At 71.0% G+C, this 19952-nt stretch carries 20 protein-coding genes and 1 other RNA gene; 9 read left to right on the top strand and 12 right to left on the bottom strand.

The window, feature by feature from the left end; genetic code table 11:
* The first annotated feature begins 80 nt into the window (after positions 1 to 80).
* The 4 genes from ompA (at position 81) to ssrA (ending at position 2618) form a co-directional block, all read left to right on the top strand.
* Positions 81 to 752, top strand: a complete 672-nt coding sequence (ompA, locus tag QM792_RS14605) for an outer membrane protein OmpA (protein WP_415151641.1) — start codon at positions 81 to 83, stop codon at positions 750 to 752.
* 108 nt (positions 753 to 860) lie between these two features.
* Positions 861 to 1580 carry a bifunctional 2-polyprenyl-6-hydroxyphenol methylase/3-demethylubiquinol 3-O-methyltransferase UbiG gene (gene ubiG, locus QM792_RS14600; RefSeq protein ID WP_415150826.1) on the top strand — a complete coding sequence of 240 codons (720 nt, stop codon included), beginning with the start codon at positions 861 to 863 and terminating at the stop codon, positions 1578 to 1580.
* Entirely contained in the window at positions 1577 to 2245 is a 669-nt protein-coding gene (gene gph, locus QM792_RS14595) for a phosphoglycolate phosphatase (RefSeq protein WP_415150825.1), read from the top strand. The genes ubiG and gph overlap by 4 nt, the downstream gene beginning before the upstream one ends.
* Before the next feature lie 13 nt (positions 2246 to 2258).
* Positions 2259 to 2618, top strand: a transfer-messenger RNA (tmRNA) gene (gene ssrA / locus QM792_RS14590).
* Positions 2619 to 2643: 25 nt separating this feature from the next.
* On the opposite strand, the gene QM792_RS14585 is transcribed toward ssrA, so the two are convergent.
* From QM792_RS14585 to QM792_RS14550, 8 genes are all read right to left on the bottom strand, one after another.
* Complete coding sequence (locus QM792_RS14585; protein WP_415150824.1) at positions 2644 to 3621, bottom strand: aspartate/glutamate racemase family protein; 978 nt, start codon at positions 3619 to 3621, stop codon at positions 2644 to 2646.
* A gap of 78 nt (positions 3622 to 3699) precedes the next feature.
* Positions 3700 to 4713 (bottom strand): porin, encoded by a 1014-nt coding sequence (locus QM792_RS14580; protein WP_415150823.1) that lies wholly within the window; start codon positions 4711 to 4713, stop codon positions 3700 to 3702.
* 75 nt (positions 4714 to 4788) lie between these two features.
* Entirely contained in the window at positions 4789 to 5547 is a 759-nt protein-coding gene (locus QM792_RS14575) for an amino acid ABC transporter ATP-binding protein (protein ID WP_415150822.1), read from the bottom strand.
* Positions 5531 to 6184: an amino acid ABC transporter permease gene (locus QM792_RS14570; protein ID WP_415150821.1), complete on the bottom strand. Its 654-nt coding sequence runs from the start codon at positions 6182 to 6184 to the stop codon at positions 5531 to 5533. Before QM792_RS14570 ends, QM792_RS14575 begins: the two co-directional genes overlap by 17 nt.
* A gap of 3 nt (positions 6185 to 6187) precedes the next feature.
* Complete coding sequence (locus tag QM792_RS14565; RefSeq protein WP_415150820.1) at positions 6188 to 6850, bottom strand: amino acid ABC transporter permease; 663 nt, start codon at positions 6848 to 6850, stop codon at positions 6188 to 6190.
* Positions 6851 to 6924: 74 nt separating this feature from the next.
* Complete coding sequence (locus QM792_RS14560) at positions 6925 to 7725, bottom strand: transporter substrate-binding domain-containing protein (RefSeq protein WP_415150819.1); 801 nt, start codon at positions 7723 to 7725, stop codon at positions 6925 to 6927.
* A 61-nt stretch (positions 7726 to 7786) separates the two neighbouring features.
* On the bottom strand, positions 7787 to 8455 hold the full coding sequence (locus tag QM792_RS14555) for an aspartate/glutamate racemase family protein (protein WP_415150818.1): 669 nt from the start codon (positions 8453 to 8455) through the stop codon (positions 7787 to 7789).
* 294 nt (positions 8456 to 8749) lie between these two features.
* Positions 8750 to 9592, bottom strand: a complete 843-nt coding sequence (locus QM792_RS14550) for a MurR/RpiR family transcriptional regulator (RefSeq protein WP_415150817.1) — start codon at positions 9590 to 9592, stop codon at positions 8750 to 8752.
* A 100-nt stretch (positions 9593 to 9692) separates the two neighbouring features.
* Here QM792_RS14550 and QM792_RS14545 point away from each other — a divergent pair, with 100 nt between their 5' ends.
* A complete protein-coding gene (locus tag QM792_RS14545; RefSeq protein WP_415150816.1) occupies positions 9693 to 10718 on the top strand; it encodes an endonuclease/exonuclease/phosphatase family protein in 1026 nt (341 codons plus the stop codon).
* 15 nt (positions 10719 to 10733) lie between these two features.
* Here the strand turns inward: QM792_RS14545 and QM792_RS14540 are convergent, their stop codons facing one another.
* The 3 genes from QM792_RS14540 to QM792_RS14530 form a co-directional block, all read right to left on the bottom strand.
* Positions 10734 to 11558 (bottom strand): thymidylate synthase, encoded by an 825-nt coding sequence (locus QM792_RS14540; protein WP_415150815.1) that lies wholly within the window; start codon positions 11556 to 11558, stop codon positions 10734 to 10736.
* A gap of 16 nt (positions 11559 to 11574) precedes the next feature.
* Positions 11575 to 12234 carry an OmpA family protein gene (locus QM792_RS14535; RefSeq protein ID WP_415150814.1) on the bottom strand — a complete coding sequence of 220 codons (660 nt, stop codon included), beginning with the start codon at positions 12232 to 12234 and terminating at the stop codon, positions 11575 to 11577.
* Between the two features lie 108 nt (positions 12235 to 12342).
* On the bottom strand, positions 12343 to 14145 hold the full coding sequence (locus tag QM792_RS14530; protein ID WP_415150813.1) for an ABC transporter transmembrane domain-containing protein: 1803 nt from the start codon (positions 14143 to 14145) through the stop codon (positions 12343 to 12345).
* A 74-nt stretch (positions 14146 to 14219) separates the two neighbouring features.
* On the opposite strand from QM792_RS14530, the gene QM792_RS14525 reads away from it, so the two are divergent.
* The 4 genes from QM792_RS14525 to QM792_RS14510 all read left to right on the top strand — a co-directional run bounded on the left by QM792_RS14525 (position 14220) and on the right by QM792_RS14510 (position 18984).
* Positions 14220 to 14723, top strand: coding sequence for a MarR family winged helix-turn-helix transcriptional regulator (locus tag QM792_RS14525; RefSeq protein WP_415150812.1), 504 nt, complete (start codon positions 14220 to 14222; stop codon positions 14721 to 14723).
* Positions 14720 to 16120, top strand: coding sequence for an efflux transporter outer membrane subunit (locus tag QM792_RS14520; protein WP_415150811.1), 1401 nt, complete (start codon positions 14720 to 14722; stop codon positions 16118 to 16120). Before QM792_RS14525 ends, QM792_RS14520 begins: the two co-directional genes overlap by 4 nt.
* Positions 16121 to 16153: 33 nt before the next feature.
* A complete protein-coding gene (locus QM792_RS14515) occupies positions 16154 to 17350 on the top strand; it encodes an HlyD family efflux transporter periplasmic adaptor subunit (RefSeq protein WP_415150810.1) in 1197 nt (398 codons plus the stop codon).
* A 110-nt stretch (positions 17351 to 17460) separates the two neighbouring features.
* Complete coding sequence (locus tag QM792_RS14510; protein WP_415151640.1) at positions 17461 to 18984, top strand: DHA2 family efflux MFS transporter permease subunit; 1524 nt, start codon at positions 17461 to 17463, stop codon at positions 18982 to 18984.
* 48 nt (positions 18985 to 19032) lie between these two features.
* On the opposite strand, the gene QM792_RS14505 is transcribed toward QM792_RS14510, so the two are convergent.
* A complete protein-coding gene (locus tag QM792_RS14505) occupies positions 19033 to 19950 on the bottom strand; it encodes a LysR substrate-binding domain-containing protein (RefSeq protein WP_415150809.1) in 918 nt (305 codons plus the stop codon).
* Positions 19951 to 19952: the final 2 nt, after the last annotated feature.

Raw genomic sequence — 19952 nt, 5'->3', positions numbered from 1 at the left:
ACGGGTGTTCACCAGCACCCATCCGAACCCGGGTCGGACGTCATTGCAGACTCAATGCCAATTCCCTCGAGAGGAGAATCATGAAGAAACTGAACACGGTGGCCTCGCTCTTCGCAACCGCTGCCCTGGCCGCCGCGGCTTCGGGCGCCTTCGCACAGACCACCGCCATCGACAACTGGGTCGATAGCAGCGGCAACGTGTGGAAGAACGGCACGAACGAACTTTGCTGGCGCGACGGCTTCTGGACGCCGGCGACCGCCAAGGAAGACTGCGACGGCGCGCCCAAGAAGGCGCCGCCCCCGCCGCCCGCTCCGGCGCCCGCCCCGGCCCCGGCTCCGGCGCCCGCCCCGGCCGCCCCGCCGAAGCCGCCCGCGCCGCCGGCTGCCCCGGTGAGCGAGAAGGTCACCTTCGCCGCCGACGCCTTCTTCGACACCGACAAGGCCGTGCTCAAGCCCGAAGGCAAGGCCAAGCTGGATGATCTGGTCAGCAAGATCGCCGGCATCAACCTCGAGGTCATCATCGCCGTCGGCCACACCGACAGCGACGGCTCCGATGCCTACAACCAGAAGCTGTCGGTGCGCCGCGCCGAAGCGGTCAAGAACTACCTGACCGGCAAGGGCGTCGAGAAGAACCGCGTCTACACCGAAGGCAAGGGCGAGAAGCAGCCCGTGGCCGACAACAAGACCAAGGAAGGCAAGGCGAAGAACCGCCGCGTCGAGATCGAGGTCGTCGGTACCCGCACCAAGAAGTGATCTTCGGATCCTTCTGACCCCGAACCCGCTTCGCGGCGGGTTTCGGTTCCGAACCCCGCCTCGGCGGGGTTTCTCGTTTCTGGCCCCCGCTTCGCTACGATGCACGTCATGAGCACGACGACCACCGCCACCAACGCCGACCCGCAGGAACTCGCCAAGTTCAGCGAACTGGCCCACCGCTGGTGGGATCCCGACAGCGAGTTCCGCCCGCTGCACCAGATCAACCCGCTGCGCCTGGAGTGGATCGCCGGCTTCGTGCCGCTGGCCGGCAAGCGTGTGCTCGACGTCGGTTGCGGTGGCGGCATCCTGGCCGATTCGATGGCGCGCAAGGGCGCCGACGTGCTGGGCATCGACCTGGCCGCCAAGCCGCTCAAGGTGGCGCAGCTGCACGCGATGGAAGCCGGCACCACCTCGGTGAGCTACCGCGAGGTGGCCGCCGAGGCGCTGGCGGCCGAGTCGCCCGCCGCCTTCGACGTCGTCACCTGCATGGAGATGCTCGAGCACGTGCCCGACCCGTCGTCGGTGGTGCGCGCCTGCGCCACGCTCGCCAAGCCGGGCGGCTGGGTGTTCTTCTCGACCATCAACCGCAATCCGAAGTCCTTCCTGTTCGCCATTGTCGGCGCCGAGCACGTGCTGCAACTGCTGCCCAAGGGCACGCACGAGTACGCGCGCTTCATCCGCCCGAGCGAGCTGGTGGGCTGGTGCCGCGAGGCCGGGCTCGACGCCACGGCCACGTGCGGCCTCGAATACAACCCGCTCACGCGGCGCTACCGGCTGTCGGCAGACACCGGCGTCAACTACCTGATCGCCTGCCGCAAGCCGGCATGAGCAGGCTCGCCGTGCACGCGGTGCTGTTCGACCTCGACGGCACGCTGATCGACTCCGCCCCCGACCTCGCCGGCGCCGGCAACGAGATGCGCGCCGCGCGCGGCCTGCCGCTGTTGCCGCTGGCGCACTTCCGGCCGATGGTCGGCAGCGGCGCGCGCGGCATGCTCGGCCGCGCCTTGCAGGTGCAGCCGGGCGACGCCGACTTCGAGACGCTGCGCGACGAGTTCCTGAGCCGCTATGAAGCGCGCATGACGCGCGAGACGCGCCTGTTCGATGCGATGCGCCCGGTGCTCGACGCGCTGCGCGAGGCCGCGTGGCCCTGGGGCATCGTCACCAACAAGGCGACGCGCTTTTCCGCGCCGCTGGTGCAGGCCCTCGGCCTGGGGCGCGAAGCCGCGACGCTGGTATGCGGCGACACCACGCCGCACGCGAAGCCGCATCCGGCGCCGCTGCTCGAGGCGGCGCGGCGCATGAACGTCGAGCCGGTGCGCTGCGTCTACGTCGGCGACGACCTGCGAGACGTGCAGGCCGGCCGCGCCGCCGGCATGCGCACCGTGGCCGCGGCCTGGGGCTACCTCGGCGACGGCGAGCGCATCGAGACCTGGGGCGCCGACCACGTGATCGAGTCGCCCGGCCAGCTCTTGAAGCTGCTCGCTCTGGCCTAAACTATGCGCTTCTGGGGCTGACCTGGCTTCGACGTGGGTGCGGAGTTGGTTCAGGGCATGCCGAGCACCAGTTCGCTCGTAAATCCACTGGAACAAAGTAACTGCGAACGACGAACGTTTCGCTCTCGCCGCTTAACACCGGTGAGCCTCTCAACGGTTGGCCGATGGGCCGGGCCCGCAAGGGCTGAGAGGTCATACACATTGGCTGGTTTCCGGTCGGGTCACTCGGCCGGGAGCGAGATCTAGTGACTGGCGGGTCGGGTAGCGTGCCGCTGCGCGACCGGATCCGCGAGACTCAAATCAGACGGCTACGCATGTAGAACTGGCCAGCGATGGCTTGCGGACGGGGGTTCGATTCCCCCCAGCTCCACCAACAACCCGATTGCGCCTGCCCGCGCTCACACCGCAGGCAGGCGCTTTTGCACTCGCACCACGCCGGCTTCGCCGCCGGGCGCGATGCGCCACGTCCGGCTTGCCACGCTGGTGTTGCGCCCGGTGCGATGGCTGGGCATCTGCAGCACCGCCGCATCCGGCTGGGCTCGCAGCAGCCGCCCGTTGGCGACCATGCCGTCGCTGAACTCCACCCGCAGCGTATCGCCCGCCGACAGGCGGGCGCCGCCGGGCGCATCCAGGCAGCGCAGCAGGGCGCCGGGGTACAGGTGGGTGTTGTTGGCTGAGAAGCGCCAGAGCATCGGGGCCTCCTGTGGCGGTGGGGATGGATTCGTCAGCCGGCGCAGTTCGCGCATCAGTCGCCGTGCGGCGGCGGGGATGGGCGCGATGATGGGCGCGCGCAGGCGGCGTTGCAGTTCGAGCGCGGCCTGCCCCAGCGGGCCGCCGCCGATGATGACGGCTTCGGCGCCGTCGTCTTCGATGCACTGCCGCGCCGCTTCGCCGAGGGCTGCCTGCAGCGCATCGGGGTCGGCGGCCAGCGCGCGCGGCGCGCCGGCCGTCAGGCGGATGCCGGTGTACAGGCGGCCGAAACCCTGCGCCTCGATGCCGCGGCGGATCATCCCGGCCAGGCCGGGCGTGACGGTCGCCACGCCGAAGCGGCGGCCGCCTTGCGCCGCCTCGAGCACCGACGATTCGAAGATGCCGGCGACCGGAGCGCGCGTCAGTCGCCGGATGCCGGCCATGCCGGGGTCGCCGAACGCGCCGACGATGACGCCGTCGCACTCGGGCGCGTCCGCGCGCCAGCGGCGCACGACCTCGTCGCCGGCCGCGTCCAGTTCGGCTTCGTCGACCATCATCGGCACGCCGGTCGCCGCCGTCTGGCCGATGACGACGCAGCCCGGCGGCAGCGCCGCGGTCGCGATCCCGACCATCATCGCGGTGGTCGCGGCCGAGGTGTTGGGATTGATCAGCAGGATTCGCGTCATGCGCCCGGTCCGCGGCGCGGCAGGGGCCCCGCCGCGCCGCGGATTATCGGATGCGCACCGCCGCGCTCGGAGCAGCCGTCAGAACCAGTGGCGAATGCCGAGCGAGGTGACGTTCTGGTCGACCCCGGGGGCGCCGGCGCCGTAGAACTTCTCCCTGGCCTGGCCCTCGTTCTTCAGGGTCACGAGGTTGACGAACAGCGCCGTGCGCTTGGACAGCGAGTAGGTGCCTTGCAGGCGCACGTAGTACGAGTCGTCGGGCGAGTCGAGCAGGTCGCGCTTGACGTAGTCGAGCGTGACCTGGGTCTGCGGCAGCGCGTCCCACACCACGCCCAGGTCGTAGGCGCGCGCCTTCGCGAGACCCAGCGCCTTCGGGTCGCTGACGGCGATGCCGCCGTGCACGCGCACCGTGCCGAACGAGTAGCTCAGGCCGAACGACGACTGCCGGCTCTCGACGTCGGCCGCGTTGCGCGCGCGGCGGTGGGTGAGGCCCATGTCGAAGGGGCCGAGGGCGTAGGTGCCGCCGACCTCCCACACGCGCCCGCTGCCCTCGCCGGGCGCGGCCAGCGCCTGCACGGTCAGGCCGCCCATCTTGGGCGACACGTACTTGACGGCGTTGTCGACCAGGTCGCTGATGTAGCCGAACTCGCTGAACTGGAACACCGCGTAGCCGGCGCCGATGAAGTAGCGGGCCATGATCGAATCCTCGATGTCCCACTGCCGGCCGAAGGTCAGCGTGCCGAGCGAGCGGCTCGACAGGCCGACGTAGCTGCCACGGTTCCAGAACTTGCTCGCGTTGGCCTGCGCGCCGGTGTCGAGCGCGATCGCGCCTTCGAGGCCGAACACGGCGCTCAGGCCGCTGCCCAGATCCTCGACGCCGCGAAAGCCGAGCCGCGAGTTGGTGACCTTGCTGTTGTCGAGGCGGCGCTGCGTGCCGATCTGCGGCGCGGCGAGCGTGCCGTTGTTGAAGCCGGTGATGTTCAGCATCTCGACCGAGGCGAGGCCGTAGACGGTGACCTGGCTCTGCGCGGCGGCGTTGCCCGAGGCGGCGGCGAGCGCGCCGCACAGGGCGAGCAGTTTGAACGGACGGGTCATGGAAGCTCCTTGAAGGTGAACGGACGAAGGGCCAATGGCGAGGGGTGAGTGGCGAGGCGCGGGCGAGGGCGGCGCTCAGTGCAGCGACGAGATGAACTGCCGCAGCTCGGGCGTCTTCGGGTCGCCGAACAGCTCTTCGGGCGGGCCCACCTCGTGGACGCGCCCCTGGTGCATGAAGATCAGGCGATCGCTGACCTTGCGCGCGAAGTTCATCTCGTGCGTCACCATCAGCAGCGTCATGCCCTCGCGGGCCAGGCCCTCGACGACGCCGAGCACCTCGCCGACGAGTTCGGGGTCGAGCGCCGAGGTGATCTCGTCGCACAGCAGTACCAGCGGCTCCATCGCGAGCGCGCGCGCGATCGCGACGCGCTGCTGCTGGCCGCCCGAGAGCTGGTCGGGCATCGCGTCGAACTTCTCGGCGAGGCCGACGCGCGCGAGCAACTGGCGCGCATGCGTCATCGCGTCGGCGCCCGGCTTCTTCTTCACCAGCGTCGGCGCCAGCATCACGTTGCGCCCCACGCTCAGGTGCGGGAACAGGTTGAAGCCCTGGAAGATCATCCCGACGTGCTGGCGCAGCTCGCGCATCGCCATCGCGCTGTCGTGCAGCAGCGGCTTGCCGTCGACGGAGATCGAGCCGTCCTGGAAGGTCTCGAGGCCGTTGATGCAGCGCAGCAGCGTGCTCTTGCCGGAGCCGCTCTTGCCGATGATCGCGATCACCTCGCCGCGGCGCACCGTCAGGTCGATGCCCTTGAGCACCTCGTTCGAGCCGTAGGACTTGCGCAGGGCGGTCACCTGCACGGCGGCGCGGCCGCCGCTCTCAGCGTTGTCGGACATGGAGTTTCCTTTCGAGCGATTTGGCGTAGAGGCTCAGCGGAAAACAGAGCGCGAAGTACAGGAGGGCGACGCAGCCGTAGACGGCGAACGGCCGGAAGGTGGCGTTGGAGATCATTCCGCCGGCCTTGGTGAGCTCGACGAAGCCGATCACCGAGGCCAGCGCGGTGCCCTTGACGACCTGCACCGAGAAGCCCACCGTCGGCGCCACGGCGATGCGCACCGCCTGCGGCAGCACGACGTAGCGCAACTGCTCGGTGAACGAGAGCGCGAGGCTCTGCGCGGCCTCCCACTGTCCCTTGGGGATCGCCGCGACGCAGCCGCGCCAGATCTCGGTGACGTAGGCGCTGGTGTAGAGCGTGAGCGCCAGCGGCGCGGCGACCCAGACCGAGACGTTGATGCCGAACAGCGCGATGCCGAAGTAGGCGAGGAAGAGCTGCATCAGCAGCGGCGTGCCCTGGAACAGTTGCACGTAGGCCGCGACGAAGCGGTCGGCGCCGGGCAGGCGGCTCAGCCGCAGCACCAGCAGCAGGGCGCCGACGAGGCCGCCGCAGGCGAACGCGATCAGCGAGAGGACGACGGTCCAGCGCGCCGCCAGCAGCAGGTTGCGCAGGATGTCCCAGACGGAGAACTCGACCATGGCTCACCTCCCGAACAGAAAGCGCGGCCCGATCCAGCCGAGCACGCCGCGCAGCGCGACCGCGAGGCCGAGGTACAGCGCGGTGGCGACCAGGAAGGCCTCGAAGGCGCGGAAGGTGCGGCTCTGGATCAGGTTGGCGGCATAGCTCAGCTCGGGCATCGACACCTGGCTGCACACCGACGAGCCCAGCATCACGATCACCGCCTGGCTGACGATGGCCGGCCACACCTTCTTCAGCGCCGGCGGCAGGACCACGTGAACGAACAACTGCGCGCGGCTCAGCGCGAGGCTGACGCCGGCCTCGATCAGGCCCTTGGGCGTGGCCTCGATGCCGGCGCGCACGATCTCGGCCGAGTAGGCGCCGAGGTTGATCACCATCGCGAGCACCGAGGCCACTTCCGGCGAGATGCGGATGCCGGCCGCGGGCAGGCCGAAGAAGAGGAAGAAGAGCTGCACGATGAAGGGCGTGTTGCGGATCGCCTCCACGTAGGTGGCGACGATCGCGCGCAGCCAGGCCGGGCCGCCGGTGCGCGCCCAGGCGCAGGCGATGCCGGTCAGCAGGCCGAGCACGGTGCCGACGACGGTCAGCGCCAGGGTCCAGGCGAGGCCCCTGAGGATCAGTGGCCATTCGCTCAGCACGGCGGCGAAATCGAGATCGATGAGCATGGGTCCTCCCGCTCACCCCGTCGTTGCCGGCGGGGCGAGAGTCTTGTGGTCGCGGGGTTCCGGCCGGCGGCGCGTCAGAGGGGCAGTTCGCCGGCGGCGCGGCCCAGCCACTTGGTGGAGAGCTTGTCGATCTCGCCGTTCTTGCGCGCCTCGAGGATGATCGCGTTGAGCTTCTCGCGCAGCGCGTCGTCGCCCTTGTTGACGCCCATGTAGTTCGGGCTGTCCTTCAGCAGCAGCTTGTATTCGACGTTGAGCTGGGGGTTCTGCGCCATGATCGTGCCGCCCTCGGCGGCGCTGGTGGCGATCACCTGCACCTGGCCGCTGACGAAGGCCGAGACGGTGCCGACGTGGTCCTCGAAGCGCTTCACGTCGACGTTGGCCGGGATCACCTTGCCGAGCTCGGTGTCGGCCATCGCGCCGCGCGTCACCGAGACCGACTTGCCGGCCAGGTCGGCGAAGCTCTTGATCGGCATGCTCTTGGGCGCGAACACGGCCTGGAAGAACGGCGAGTACGAGTGCGTGAAGTCGACCACCTTCTCGCGCTCGGGCGTCTTGCCGAGCGTGGAGATGACGATGTCGACCTTGCGCGTCTGCAGGTAGGGAATGCGGTTCGCGCTGGTGACGGGCACCAGTTCGGCCTTGGCGCCGAGCTTGCCGGCGACGTAGTTGGCCATGTCGATGTCCAGACCCTGCGGCTTCAGGTCCTTGCCGACGAAGCCGTAGGGCGGGTAGTCGGTCGGGATCGCGATGCGCACGACCTTCGACTGCATGATGCTGTCGAGCGTGCTCTGCGCCAGCGCGCCGCCGCAGAACGCGGAGGCGGCGGACGCGACGGTGGCGGCCAGGATCAGGCGGCGGGTGGTGGTGGCGGTCATGGTCGGAAGCTCCTTGATGTGGTGAAGGGGCGGGGATGGGAAGCGAAAAGGCGGTCGTTGCTCAGTGCAGGCGGCGATCCGGGTCGATGCGGCGCAGCAGCAGCCGCGCCGCCGATGCGATCGGTGCGATGACGGGTAGCGAGAATCGGGCCGAGAGCTGCGCGGCCGCGTTGCCGAGCGGGCCGCCGCCGACGATCACCGCCTGCGCACCGTCGTGTTGCACGCAGTGCGTGATCGCGTCGGCGAGCGCCGGTGCGAGCGCATCGGTGCGCGCCGTCAGGTCGTGCGGATCGCCGCCGGTCGCGCACACGCCGGTGAACTGCGCGGCGAGGCCCATCGTGCCGGCGAGGGCGGTGATGGCCTCTGCCAGCTCGGGCGTGGTGGTGGCCACGCCGAAGCGGCGCCCGCCGCGCGCGGCGTCGTGCATGGCGGCTTCGCACAGGCCGACCACCGGCACGGGGGCGGCGGCGGCGCGCAGGCGCGCGATGCCCGGATCGCCGAAGCAGCTCAGGATCACGCCGGCCCAGTCCTGGCCGGCCGCCGCCCAGCATTCGAGCGTCTGCTCGGCCGAGGCCTCCAGCTCGGCGGCGGTGGTGATCATCGCCACGCCCCGGCTGGCCGTGACGCCATGCACCTCGAAGCCCGCCGGCAGCTCGGCCTGCGCCAGCGCGACCATCATGTCGGTGGTGGCGCGGCTGGTGTTCGGGTTGATCAGCAGGATGCGGGGCATGGTGGCGGGTTCGGTCTTTTGTTTTCACATCACATGTATGTGTGAAAACAAATTTTCATGCCCGAGTCATTGCAAGCGCTGTGCCAGGTGCTCGCGAGGCGCGCCTGCGCACCCTCCGCGCTGCCGCGAGGGGGCGGGTTTCAGAGGAGATTTCGCGTCTGGAGCGCCGCCGGCGGGCCGCCCGCGGCGCGCCGGTCCGGACGGTCGGCATCGGTGCGGCGGTGCACGGACGTGGTGGCGATGCCCCCGGTCAGTGCCCGATGCCCCGTTCGTGCGCTCGTTCGTGCGCCCGATTCAGAGTTCGTCGAGTTCGCCGTGCGCCTGCTCGATCGCCGCGAGGCGCTTGCGCGCCTGCGGCCCGGCGGCTTCGAGCACCATCGTCGCGATCAGGTCGCACAGCGCCATCACCGATACGTGGTTGTCCAGCCTGCCGGGGCCGGCGCAGTGGCACTGGATCGACCAGGTGGCCAGCGCGCTGTCGGGCGAGGTCTGGTCGCTGATGAACAGGATCTTCGCGCCGGCGCGCGCGGCGCCTTCGAGCACGGTGGCCATCTGGCGCGTCTGCCGGCGCACGCCGAACACGATCACGCAGTCGCGCGCGCCGAGCCCGGCCAGGTGCTCGCCCAGCGATTCGCCGGCGCCCGGGATCGCCGTCACCCGCGGCAGCGCCTGGATGATCTGCCAGCGCAGGTAGATGGCGTAGGCGTGGCTGCTGCGGCTGCCGAAGATCAGCACCTGCGGCGCCGCGACCAGCGCCTTGACGATCGCCGCGACGTGCCGCTCCGATAGCCGGGCGAAGGTTTCGCTGAGGTTGACCTGCGACTGCCTCAGGTGCAGCGCCAGCAGGCTCTCGCCGCCGCGCCGCGAGTCCGTCGCCGACTGGAACAGCGGCGAGCCCGATTCCTTTTCTTCGCGCACCTGGCGGCGCGCCTCTTCGTAGCTCGCGTAGCCGAGGCGCTGGACGAAGCGCGTGACGGTGGCGTTGGACACGCCGGCCAGCGGCGCCAGCTCGCTCGCGGCGTAGCTGGCGAGTTCGCCGGGGAACTCCAGCACGAAGTCGGCGAGGCGCCGCTCGGCGGCCGTCAGCTCGTGCAGCCGGCCGCGAACGCGGCGAATGAAGGAATCGGGGTTGCGCATGCGAGAAGCGGTGGGTGCGGCGCCATTGTCGGGCAGGCGTGCCGGACAATCGCGCCGACGCAACTTTCCGCGCCGGCCCGGGCCGGTGACCGCGCCACCCATGATCCGGCCCGCCGCCCGTACCGCCAGACTCCTCGCCGCGCCGTGCCTGCTGGCCGTGCTGCTGCTGTGGGCGGCGTTCGCCTTCGGCACCGAGTCGACCTGGTGGATCGAACTGCTGCGCTATCTGCCGTACCCGATTTTCCTCGCCCCGGCGCTGCTCGCGCTGCTGCTGTCGTGGCGCTCGGGCTGGCGCTGGCGCGTGGCCTCGCTGGCCGCGCTGGCGCTGGTGCTCGTCGGCGTGATGGATCTGCAACTCAATCGCGGCGACGCCGCCGGCGGCGCGCCGCTGCGCGTGATGAGCTTCAACGCCAAGGCGTACCAGGCCGGCAACACGGCCGACGGCTTCGGGCGCATCGCCTGGGAGATCGCGCTGCACGACGCCGACGTGATCGCCCTGCAGGACGCCAACTTCGCCGACACGCCCGAGGGCCTGCCCGCACCGATCAAGACGGCGCTGGGCGACCGGCAGGTGCATGTGTCGGGCCAGTACCTCGTCGCCAGCCGCCACCCGATGCGCGACTGCCGCGCCGGCGACATCTCCTTTCCCGGCGAGGGCCACCACTACGTGGTCTGCACGATCACGGCGCACGGCGTCGAGTTCGACCTGGCCACCGCGCACCTGCTGTCGCCGCGCGAGGGCCTGAACGCGACGCGCCGCGAGCGCCTCGGCGGGCTGGGCGAGTGGCGCGAGAACTTCGAGATGCGCATGATCCAGTCGCGCCGGCTGGCGCAGGATCTCGCCGCGGCGGCGCGCCCGCTGGTGCTGGCCGGCGACCTGAACGCGCCGGACGCCTCGCCGGTGATCGCGCGGCTGCGCGAGGCCGGCCTGCGCGACAGCTTCGCCGCCGCCGGCCTGGGCTGGGGTTACAGCTACGGCCACGCGCTGCGGACGCGCTTCTCGTTCCTGCGCATCGACCACGTCATGGTCAGCGCGCCCATCGGCGTGAAGGACAGCTTCGTCGGCAGCGCCGAAGCCTCGGCGCACCGCCCGGTGATCGCCGACTTGTGGCTGGCGCGCCGTTGAGGTGCGCTGCGTGGCTCAGACCGCCACCGGCGCCTTGATCGCCGCGTGGTGCTGGTACTCCAGCACCTCGAAATCCTCGTAGGCGTAGTCGAAGATCGACGCCGGCCGGCGCTTGATGGCCAGCAGCGGGTAGGGGTGGGGCGTGCGCGAGAGCTGCAGCTCGACCTGCTCGAAGTGGTTGCTGTAGATGTGGCAGTCGCCGCCGGTCCAGACGAAGTCGCCCACCTCCAGGTCGCACTGCTGCGCGAGCATGTGCGTCAGCAGCGCGTAGCTGGCGATGTTGAAGGGCACGCCGAGGAAGATGTCGGCGCTGCGCTGGTAGAGCTGGCACGACAGCCGCCCCTCGGCCACGTAGAACTGGAAGAACGCATGGCAGGGCAGCAGCGCCATCTTGGGCAGCTCGGCCACGTTCCAGGCGCTGACGACGATGCGGCGCGAGTCCGGGTTGGTCTTGAGCTGCGCGACGACCTCGGCGATCTGGTCGACGTGCCCGCCGTCGGGCGTCGGCCAGCTTCGCCACTGCACGCCGTAGACGGGCCCGAGGTCGCCGTCGGGCCGCGCCCATTCGTCCCAGATCGTCACGCCGCGCTCCTGCAGCCAGCGCGCGTTACCGTCGCCGCGCAGGAACCACAGCAGTTCGAGGATGATGGACTTCAGGTGCACCTTCTTGGTGGTCACCAGCGGAAAGCCCTCGCGCAGGTCGAAGCGCATCTGGTGGCCGAACACGCTGCGCGTGCCGGTGCCGGTGCGGTCGGCCTTGGCCACGCCATGCGTGTAGACATGGCGCATGAAGTCCTCGTACTGCGAGCGGACCGGGCGAGGCGAAACGGCGTTCTGCATCGCCCGGATTCTAGGATCAGCCCTGAGGGGCCGGCTCGCGCAGGAAGATCTCGACGCGGCGGTTCTGCGCCCGGCCGGCGTCGCTGCCGTTGTCGGCCACCGGCTCGCGCGAGCCGTGCCCTTCGGTTTCGACGCGCGAGGCCGCCACGCCGCGGCCGGCCAGGTAGTCGCGCACCGCCTGCGCGCGGTCCAGCGAGAGCGGATTGTTGATCGCGTCGCTGCCGGTGCTGTCGGTGTGGCCCACCACGCGCACGCGCGCCGTGGCGTCCAGGCCCTGCGCGAACTGGTCGAGCACCGGGCGCATCTGCGGCTTGATCGCCGCGCGGCCGACGTCGAACGAGAAGTCGCTCGGCACGTTGACCTTCAGTTCGTTCTGCGCGGTGCGCTCGACGCCGATGCCGGTGCCCTGCGTGGCCTTCTCCATCGCGGCGCGCTTCTCTTCCATGCGCTTGGACCACAGGTTGCCGGCCACCGCGCCGACCGCGCCGCCGACCACCGCGCCGGTGCCGGCCTTGCCGCCGGTGGCCGAGCTGAGCACCGCGCCGGCCACGGCGCCGATGCCGGCGCCGGTGGCGGTGCCCTTCTGGCGTTCGCTCATGTCGGCGCAGCCGGCCGCCAGCAGCGCGGCGGCGGCCAGGGCGGCCAGGGCGGGGGTGCGAAGCGAGGTCCTCGTCATGCTGTTCTCCTTTTCGGGGTAATGAATGCGGCGTGGCGCCGCGGGCTTTCGACTCCTGCCAACGCGCCGAGTTCGCGCGCCGCCGACCGCGCCACGTATCCGCCTGTATCAGGCGGCGCTCGGCTCGGGCTGGTCGAACTGCAAGGCCGCCAGCCGACTGTACAGCCCGCCGGCCTCGGCGAGCTGCGCGTGCGTGCCGCTTTCGACGATGCGCCCGGCCTCCATCACCACGATGCGGTCGGCGCTCTGCACGGTGGCCAGGCGGTGCGCGATCACCAGCGTGGTGCGGTCTTTCATCGCCGATTCGAGTGCGGCCTGCACCATGCGCTCGCTCTCGGCGTCGAGCGCGCTGGTGGCCTCGTCGAGCAGCAGCAGCGGCGGGTTCTTCAGCATCGCGCGCGCGATCGCGATGCGCTGCTTCTGCCCGCCCGACAGGCGCACGCCGCGCTCGCCGAGGAAGGTCTGGTAACCCTCGGGCAGCGCCGAGATGAAGTCGTGCGCGAAGGCGGCCCGGGCCGCGGCGATCACCTCGGCGTCGCTCGCGCCGGGGCGGCCGTAGCGGATGTTCTCCAGCGCGTCGGCCGAGAAGATCACGCTGTCCTGCGGCACGATGCCGATGCGCTCGCGCAGCGCCTCCAGCGCGGCCTCGCGCACCGGCACGCCGTCGACCTCGACCGTGCCCTCGCTCGCGTCGTAGAAGCGCAGCAGCAACTGGAACACCGTGCTCTTGCCGGCGCCGCTCGGGCCGACCAGCGCCACCGTCTCGCCCGGCTTCACGTCGAGATCGACCGCCGCCAGCGCCGCGTAGCCCGGCCGCGACGGGTAGCGGAAGCTCACGCCGCGCAGCGCCACCGACGAGCCGCCGCGCGTGGCCGGCAGCGCGCGCGGCCGCGCCGGCGAGGCGATGCGCGAGCGCAGGGCGAGCAGCTCCATCAGCCGCTCGGTGGCGCCGGCGGCGCGCAGCATGTCGCCGTAGACCTCGGAGAGCACCGCCACCGAGCTGACCAGGATGGTGACGTAGACGACGGTCTGCGCCAGGTGGCCGGCGCTCATCTGCCCTTGCAGCACCGCCTGCGTGCCCTGGTACAGCCCCCACAGCAGCGCGCCGAAGGTGGCCGTGATGATGAAGGCGACGAGGAAGGCGCGCACCCGCGTGCGGCGCCGCGCGGTCTCGAAGGCGTTCTCGGTGGCGGCGTCGAAGCGCCGCGCCTCGCGCGCCTCCTGCACGAAGCTCTGCACCACCGGCACGGCGTTGAGCACCTCGGCGGCGATGGCGCTCGAATCGGCCACGCGGTCCTGGCTGGCGCGGCTGAGCTTGCGCACGCGCCGGCCCAGCCACAGGCTGGGCAGCACCACCAGCACCAGCGTGCCCAGCACCTGCGACATCACGTAGGGGTTGGTGACGATCAGCATCACCATCGCGCCGACGCCCATCACGGTGTTGCGCAGGCCCATGCTCAGGCTCGAGCCGATCACCGTCTGCACCAGCGTGGTGTCGGTGGTCAGGCGCGACAGCACCTCGCCGGTCTGCGTGGTCTCGAAGAACTCCGGGCTCTGCCGCACCACGTGCGCGTAGACGGCGTTGCGCAGGTCGGCGGTGACGCGCTCGCCGAGCCAGGTGACCATGTAGAAGCGCGCCGCAGAGAACACGCCCAGCGCCGCGCCGACGCCGAACAGCGCGAGGAAGTGCCCGCGCAGCGCCATCACGCGCTTGCCCGGGTCGGCGGCGACCAGCCCGCCGTCGATCAGCGACTTCAGCGCGATGGGCAGCGCCAGCGTGGTCAGCGCCGCCATCACGAGGAAGAAGCCGGCCAGCGCGATGCGCCCGCGGTACGGGCGCAAAAAGGGGCCGAGGCCGGACAGGGAGCGCACGTTGCGCGGGGCGGTGGGCGTTGCGTCGCTCGTTGGCATGCGGGGGAGTCTAGGTGAGCGCTTCAAAGCCCCCGGTGTCGCTCGGGATTTATTTGTAGGGGCAGAATTTGCCCATGCAAACATTGTCCAGGCAGAAACCCACCTACCCGCCGCCCTACGACGGCGCCCACTACGAGGTGGCGGAGGGTGTCGGCCACCAGCTCGTCAACCTCGTGCAGTTGATGCGCCGCGAGGTGGAGTCGCGCATGGTGCGCCACGACCTGACCGACGCGCAGTGGAAGCCGCTGTGGCTGCTCAAGAGCGGCCGCGCCGCCACCGCGATCGAGCTGGCGCGCGAGGCCTGCACCGACGCCGGCGCGGTGACGCGCATGGTCGACCGGCTCGAAGACAAGGGCCTGATCGAGCGCGTGCGCTCCGAGACCGACCGGCGCGTGGTGCACCTGCGCCTGACGCCCGCCGGCGAGGCCGCGGCGGCGCACATCCCGCACGTGCTGGCCGCGGTCAACAACGACCTGCTGCGCGGCTTCTCGGAGCGCGAATGGAAGCAGTTGTGCCGCCTGATCGAGCGCATGACGGCCAACGCCCAGGCGCTGCAAACCCCCGAGGGCAACGCATGAAGCCCGTCCGCATAGGCCTGGTGGCCCTGGCCGCCGCGCTGGCGCTGGCCGGCTGCGCCACGCCCGGCCCGGCCGGCGAGGCGCGCGCGCTGCTGAAACCGGCCGCACTCGGCGCCGACGCGGCCGGCGCGCCCTGGCCCGAGGCGCGCTGGTGGTCGGCCTGGGGCGACGCGCAACTGGACGCGCTGGTCGAGCAGGCGCTCGCCGGCTCGCCCGGCCTGCGCTCGGCAGAGGAGCGGCTGCGCCTGGCGCGCACCGCGGTCGATGCCTCGCGCGCCGTCGAGCGGCCGCAGGCCAGGGTGTCGGTCGAGCTGAGCGACCAGCGCTTCACCGAGAACGGCCTGATCCCGCCGCCGCTGGCGGGATCGGTCGAATGGAACAACAGCGCGCAGATCGGCTTGAGCTGGGAGCTGGACCTGTTCGGCCGCCGCCGCGCCGAGCTGGACGCCGCCATCGGCCAGGTGCGCGCCGCGCAGGCCGATGCGCAGGCGGCGCGCGTGCTGCTGGCCAGCCAGGTGGCCGCCACCTACGTCGACCTGGCCCGCCTCGCCGAAGCGAAGCGCATCGCCGTCGAGTCGCAGACGCAGCGCGAGCAGGTGCTGGCGCTGGTGCGCCAGCGCATCGCCGCCGGGCTGGACACGCGCGTCGAGCTGCGCCAGGCCGAGGGCCTGGTGGCGCAGTCGCGCGTCGAGATCGAGGCGCTCGCCGAAGCCGCGGCCCGCACGCGCCACGCGCTCGCCGAGCTGGCGGGGCAGGGGCCGAACGCCTACGACGAACTCTCGCCCGCGCTGGCGCCGATGCGCTCGGCGCCGCTGCCGGCCGCGCTGCCGGCCGACCTGATCGGCCGCCGCGCCGACCTGGTGGCGCAGCGCTGGCGCGTCGATGCGGCCACCGCGCAGGTCGACGCGGCCAAGGCGCAGTTCTATCCGGACATCGACCTGGTGGCCTTCGTCGGCCTGTCCAGCCTGGGGCTGGACCGCTTCGTCGAGGCCGGTTCGCGCACCTACGGCGTCGGCCCGGCGCTGCACCTGCCGCTGTTCGACGGCGGCCGGCTGCGCGCGCAGCTCGACGCGCGGCGCATCGACGTCGACGCGGCGGTGGACGCCTACAACGCCGCGCTGCTGCGCGCGCTGCGTGAGGTGGCCGACGAGGTGACGAGCCTGCAGGCCATCGAGCGCCAGCAGCGCTCGCAGGCCGAGGCCGGCGCCGCGGCCGAGGCGGCCTACGAGCTGGCGCTGCAGCGCTACCAGGCCGGGCTCGGCAACTTCCTCGTCGTGCTGACCGCGCAGACCAACGTGCTGGCGCAGCGCCGCGCCGCCGCCGATTTGAAAGCGCGCCACCTGGCCGCCGAGATCGGCCTGGCGCGTGCGCTCGGCGGCGGCTACCAGGACGCCTGAGCGGCCCCGGAACAAGAACAGGACACCACTCCCATGGACGACAACAACACCTCTTCATCGCGCCGCAAGCCGGCGCTGCTGGCCGTCGCCGCCGTCACGCTGCTGGCGGGCGCGGCCTATGCCGCCTACTGGGCGCTGGTGCTGCGCCACCACGAATCGACCGACAACGCCTACGTGCAGGCGCCGGTGGTGCAGATCACGCCGCAGGTCAGCGGCACCGTGTTGGCCGTGCTGGCCGACGACACCGACGTGGTGAAGTCCGGCGCGCCGCTGGTGCGGCTCGACCCGGCCGACGCCAGGCTCGCGCTCGAGCGCGCCGAGGCGCAGCTCGCGCAGACCGTGCGCGAGGTGCGCACGCTGTACGTGAACAACGCCGCGCTGACCGCCTCGATGCGCGCCCGCGAGGCCGAGGTGACACGCCTGGACGCCGAGGTGGCGCGCGCCGCCGACGACGTGGCGCGGCGCCGCCCGCTGGTGGCCAGCGGCGCCGTCGGCGGCGAGGAGATGAAACACGCCGAGACCACGCTGGCCGCCGCGAAGAGCGCGCTGGCCGGCGCGCAGTCGGCGCTGGCCGCGGCGCGCGAGCAGGCGGCGTCGAACCAGGCGCTCACCGAGGGCACCAGCGTCGAGAAGCACCCCAGCGTCGAACGCGCCGCCGCCGCGGTGCGCGAGGCCTGGCTCGCCCTGCAGCGCACCGAGTTGCCCGCGCCGGTGAGCGGACAGGTGGCCAAGCGCACCGTGCAGGTCGGCCAGCGCGTGGCCGCCGGCACGCCGCTGATGACGGTGATCCCGCTCGAGCAGGTGTGGGTCGAGGCCAACTTCAAGGAAGTGCAGTTGCGCCAGATGCGCATCGGCCAGCCGGTCAAGCTCTCGGCCGACCTCTACGGCAGCAAGGTCGAGTACGACGGCCGCATCGCCGGCCTGGGCGCCGGCACCGGCGCGGCCTTCGCGCTGCTGCCGGCGCAGAACGCCACCGGCAACTGGATCAAGGTGGTGCAGCGCGTGCCGGTGCGCGTGGAACTCGACGCCAAGCAGCTCGCCGAACATCCGCTGCGCGTGGGCCTGTCGATGGAAGCGACGGTCGACGTCGCCAAGCAGGACGGCGCGCCGCTGCTCGCCGCCGCCGTGACGCGCCCGAACGCCACGCAGGCGCTGGACGTGCCCGGCGGCGAGGCCGACAAGCTCGTGCGCGGCATCATCGCCGCCAATCTCGGCAAGGCGCGCTCGTGAGCGAAGAAGCATTGGCAGGCCCGGCGCCGGGCCGCTCCCAAGCGGGCCCGCATCCCCCCGGGGGATCGGGCGGCGTACCCGCCGGCCGACGGGCTGTCGCCTTCCCTCCGCTGGAGGGCAGTGCGCGTGTCCTGGGCACGCTCGCGCTGTCGCTGGCCACGTTCATGAACGTGCTCGACTCGTCGATCGCGAACGTGTCGATTCCCGCCATCGCCGGCGACATGGGCGTGAGCCCGGCGCAGGGCACCTGGGTGATCACTTCCTTCGGCGTCGCCAACGCGATCGCCGTGCCGCTGACCGGCTGGCTGACGCAGCGCTTCGGCCAGGTGCGCCTGTTCGTCGCCAGCGTGATCCTGTTCGTGATCGCCTCGTGGCTGTGCGGCCTGGCGCCGAACATCGAATCGCTGATCCTGTTCCGCGTGCTGCAAGGCCTGGTGGCCGGGCCGATGATCCCGCTGTCGCAGACGCTGCTGCTGGCGAGCTACCCGCCGGCGCTGGCCGGCATCGCGATGGCGATGTGGGCGATGACCACGCTGGTGGCGCCGGTGATGGGGCCGCTGCTCGGCGGCTGGATCACCGACAACATCTCGTGGCCGTGGATCTTCTACATCAACGTGCCGGTGGGCCTGCTCGCCGCGGCGATGGCCTGGTCGATCTACCGCACGCGCGACCCCGGGCCGCGCAAGGTGCCGCTGGACAGCATCGGCCTGGGCCTGCTGGTGCTGTGGGTCGGCGCGCTGCAGATCATGATCGACAAGGGCAAGGAGCTGGACTGGTTCGCCTCCGGCCAGATCGTCACGCTGGCGGTGGTGGCGGTGGTGGGCTTCGCGTTCTTCCTGGCCTGGGAGCTGACCGAGCGCCACCCTATCGTCAACCTGCGCCTGTTCGCGCGGCGCAACTTCACGCTCGGCACGCTGGCGCTCTCGCTCGGCTACGGCCTGTTCTTCGGCAACGTGGTGCTGCTGCCGCTGTGGCTGCAGCAGTACATGGGCTACACCGCCACCTGGGCCGGCATGACGATGGCGCCGGTGGGGCTGTTCGCGATCCTGCTCTCGCCCGTGGTGGGCAAGAACGTCGCGCGCGTCGATCCGCGCAAGCTCGCCACCGTGGCCTTCCTCGTCTTCGGCCTGGTGCTGTGGATGCGCGCGCAGTTCAACACCCAGGCGCCGTTCGCCACCATCCTGGTGCCGACCTTCGTGCAGGGCGTGGCGATGGCGTTCTTCTTCATCCCCTTGCAGGCCATCGTCTTCAGCGGGCTGACGCCCGAGCAGTTGCCGGCGGCGTCGGGCTTGTCGAACTTCGTGCGCATCACCGCCGGCGCGATCGGCACCTCGATCTTCACGACGCTGTGGGAAGACCGCGCCATCCTGCACCACGCGCAGCTCGCCGAGCAGGTGAACCCGGGCAGCCTGACGGCGACGCAGACGCTCGAGCAGCTCGGCGCCGCCGGGCTCTCACCCGAGCAGGCGGCCGCGACCATCAACCGCCTGATCGACCAGCAGGCCTACACGATGGCCGCCACCGACCTGTTCCACATCTCGGCCTGGCTGTTCGTCGCGATGGTGGCGGCGGTGTGGCTGACGCGGCCGCAGCGCAGCGTGGGGATCGGGGCGGCGGAGGCGGGGGCGCATTGACGGTGCGCTGACGCCCGCCACCGGGGGTGGCAGCCGTGCGCTCTCGATTCAGCTCTTGGACACCTCGGCGCGAAGCCAAGAGGTGAACTTCTCGACACGGTCCCATCGCGCATGCGCCCGGGGATACACCAGGTGGTGCGCGCGAACAGGCATGGCCTTCCGGTCATCGAAGACAGGCACCAGGTCGCCGCGCCGCAAGGCGCCTTCGGCCGAACGATGGCTGTCCAGTGCAATGCCCAGCCCCTGGATCGCCGCTTCGAGAACCATCGAGGTTCGATCGAACGACAGCACGTAGTCGCTGGGGCTGACCGCCACGCCGTTGGCGGCGAACCAGTGCGGCCACTGCACCAGCGTGAGCTTGGACTGGATCAGTTCCTTGTTCGCCAGGTCCTGCGGCTCGCGAATCGCCAGGGTGGCCTTCAAGCGAGGGCTGATCATCGGCAAGATGTCCTCGGAGAAGACGGACTCGATGTGCAGTTCACGCCCCTCCTGGATGGCACCGTATCGAACGTCCACGTCGACCAGCCCGCGCGAGAAGTCCACGTCGCCGTATGAGGCCTCGAGGTGCACGCGCAGCTCCGGATACAAGGCCCGGAACGTCGGAAGGCGCGGCATCAGCCAGAGGCTGGCGAACGAGGGTACCGAATGGATGCGGAGAACCTCCGCGGTCTCTCCCGATCTCACATGCTGTGCGGCTGCCGACAGCAGCGTCAGCGCCCCGGCCATGTCGCGCTGGAAGCGCTCGCCGTGCACCGTCAGCGTGACTCCGCGGGGCGATCTTTCCAGCAGTCGACGGCCGACGAATGCTTCCAGATTGGCAAGTTGATGGCTCACCGCGGAGACGGTGAGATTGAGTTCGGCTGCGGCCTTGCTGACGCTACCCAATCGCACCACGGCGTCGAAGGCGAGGATGCCTTTGAACGGTGGGAAGGGCATAGGGTAATTGCGGATGAGAGGAATTTTCAAGT

This window comes from Piscinibacter sp. (genome assembly GCF_047600445.1).
Taxonomy (GTDB): Bacteria; Pseudomonadota; Gammaproteobacteria; order Burkholderiales; family Burkholderiaceae_C; genus Piscinibacter.
The sequence above is the reverse complement of the archived record's forward strand: the minus strand, read 5'-3'. Positions and strand labels throughout refer to the sequence as shown.

Bases quoted from the DNA above. Each gene is read 5' to 3' on its own strand.
- QM792_RS14555 (WP_415150818.1), bottom strand. From the start codon at position 8,455: ATGCCCCGCATCCTGCTGATCAACCCGAACACCAGCCGCGCCACCACC.
- QM792_RS14560 (WP_415150819.1), bottom strand. From the start codon at position 7,725: ATGACCGCCACCACCACCCGCCGCCTGATCCTGGCCGCCACCGTCGCG.
- QM792_RS14580 (WP_415150823.1), bottom strand. From the start codon at position 4,713: ATGACCCGTCCGTTCAAACTGCTCGCCCTGTGCGGCGCGCTCGCCGCC.
- QM792_RS14545 (WP_415150816.1), top strand. From the start codon at position 9,693: ATGATCCGGCCCGCCGCCCGTACCGCCAGACTCCTCGCCGCGCCGTGC.
- gph (WP_415150825.1), top strand. From the start codon at position 1,577: ATGAGCAGGCTCGCCGTGCACGCGGTGCTGTTCGACCTCGACGGCACG.
- ompA (WP_415151641.1), top strand. From the start codon at position 81: ATGAAGAAACTGAACACGGTGGCCTCGCTCTTCGCAACCGCTGCCCTG.
- QM792_RS14535 (WP_415150814.1), bottom strand. From the start codon at position 12,234: ATGACGAGGACCTCGCTTCGCACCCCCGCCCTGGCCGCCCTGGCCGCC.
- QM792_RS14570 (WP_415150821.1), bottom strand. From the start codon at position 6,184: ATGGTCGAGTTCTCCGTCTGGGACATCCTGCGCAACCTGCTGCTGGCG.
- QM792_RS14525 (WP_415150812.1), top strand. From the start codon at position 14,220: ATGCAAACATTGTCCAGGCAGAAACCCACCTACCCGCCGCCCTACGAC.
- QM792_RS14575 (WP_415150822.1), bottom strand. From the start codon at position 5,547: ATGTCCGACAACGCTGAGAGCGGCGGCCGCGCCGCCGTGCAGGTGACC.
- QM792_RS14550 (WP_415150817.1), bottom strand. From the start codon at position 9,592: ATGCGCAACCCCGATTCCTTCATTCGCCGCGTTCGCGGCCGGCTGCAC.
- QM792_RS14530 (WP_415150813.1), bottom strand. From the start codon at position 14,145: ATGCCAACGAGCGACGCAACGCCCACCGCCCCGCGCAACGTGCGCTCC.
- ubiG (WP_415150826.1), top strand. From the start codon at position 861: ATGAGCACGACGACCACCGCCACCAACGCCGACCCGCAGGAACTCGCC.
- QM792_RS14520 (WP_415150811.1), top strand. From the start codon at position 14,720: ATGAAGCCCGTCCGCATAGGCCTGGTGGCCCTGGCCGCCGCGCTGGCG.
- QM792_RS14585 (WP_415150824.1), bottom strand. From the start codon at position 3,621: ATGACGCGAATCCTGCTGATCAATCCCAACACCTCGGCCGCGACCACC.
- QM792_RS14565 (WP_415150820.1), bottom strand. From the start codon at position 6,850: ATGCTCATCGATCTCGATTTCGCCGCCGTGCTGAGCGAATGGCCACTG.
- QM792_RS14540 (WP_415150815.1), bottom strand. From the start codon at position 11,558: ATGCAGAACGCCGTTTCGCCTCGCCCGGTCCGCTCGCAGTACGAGGAC.
- QM792_RS14515 (WP_415150810.1), top strand. From the start codon at position 16,154: ATGGACGACAACAACACCTCTTCATCGCGCCGCAAGCCGGCGCTGCTG.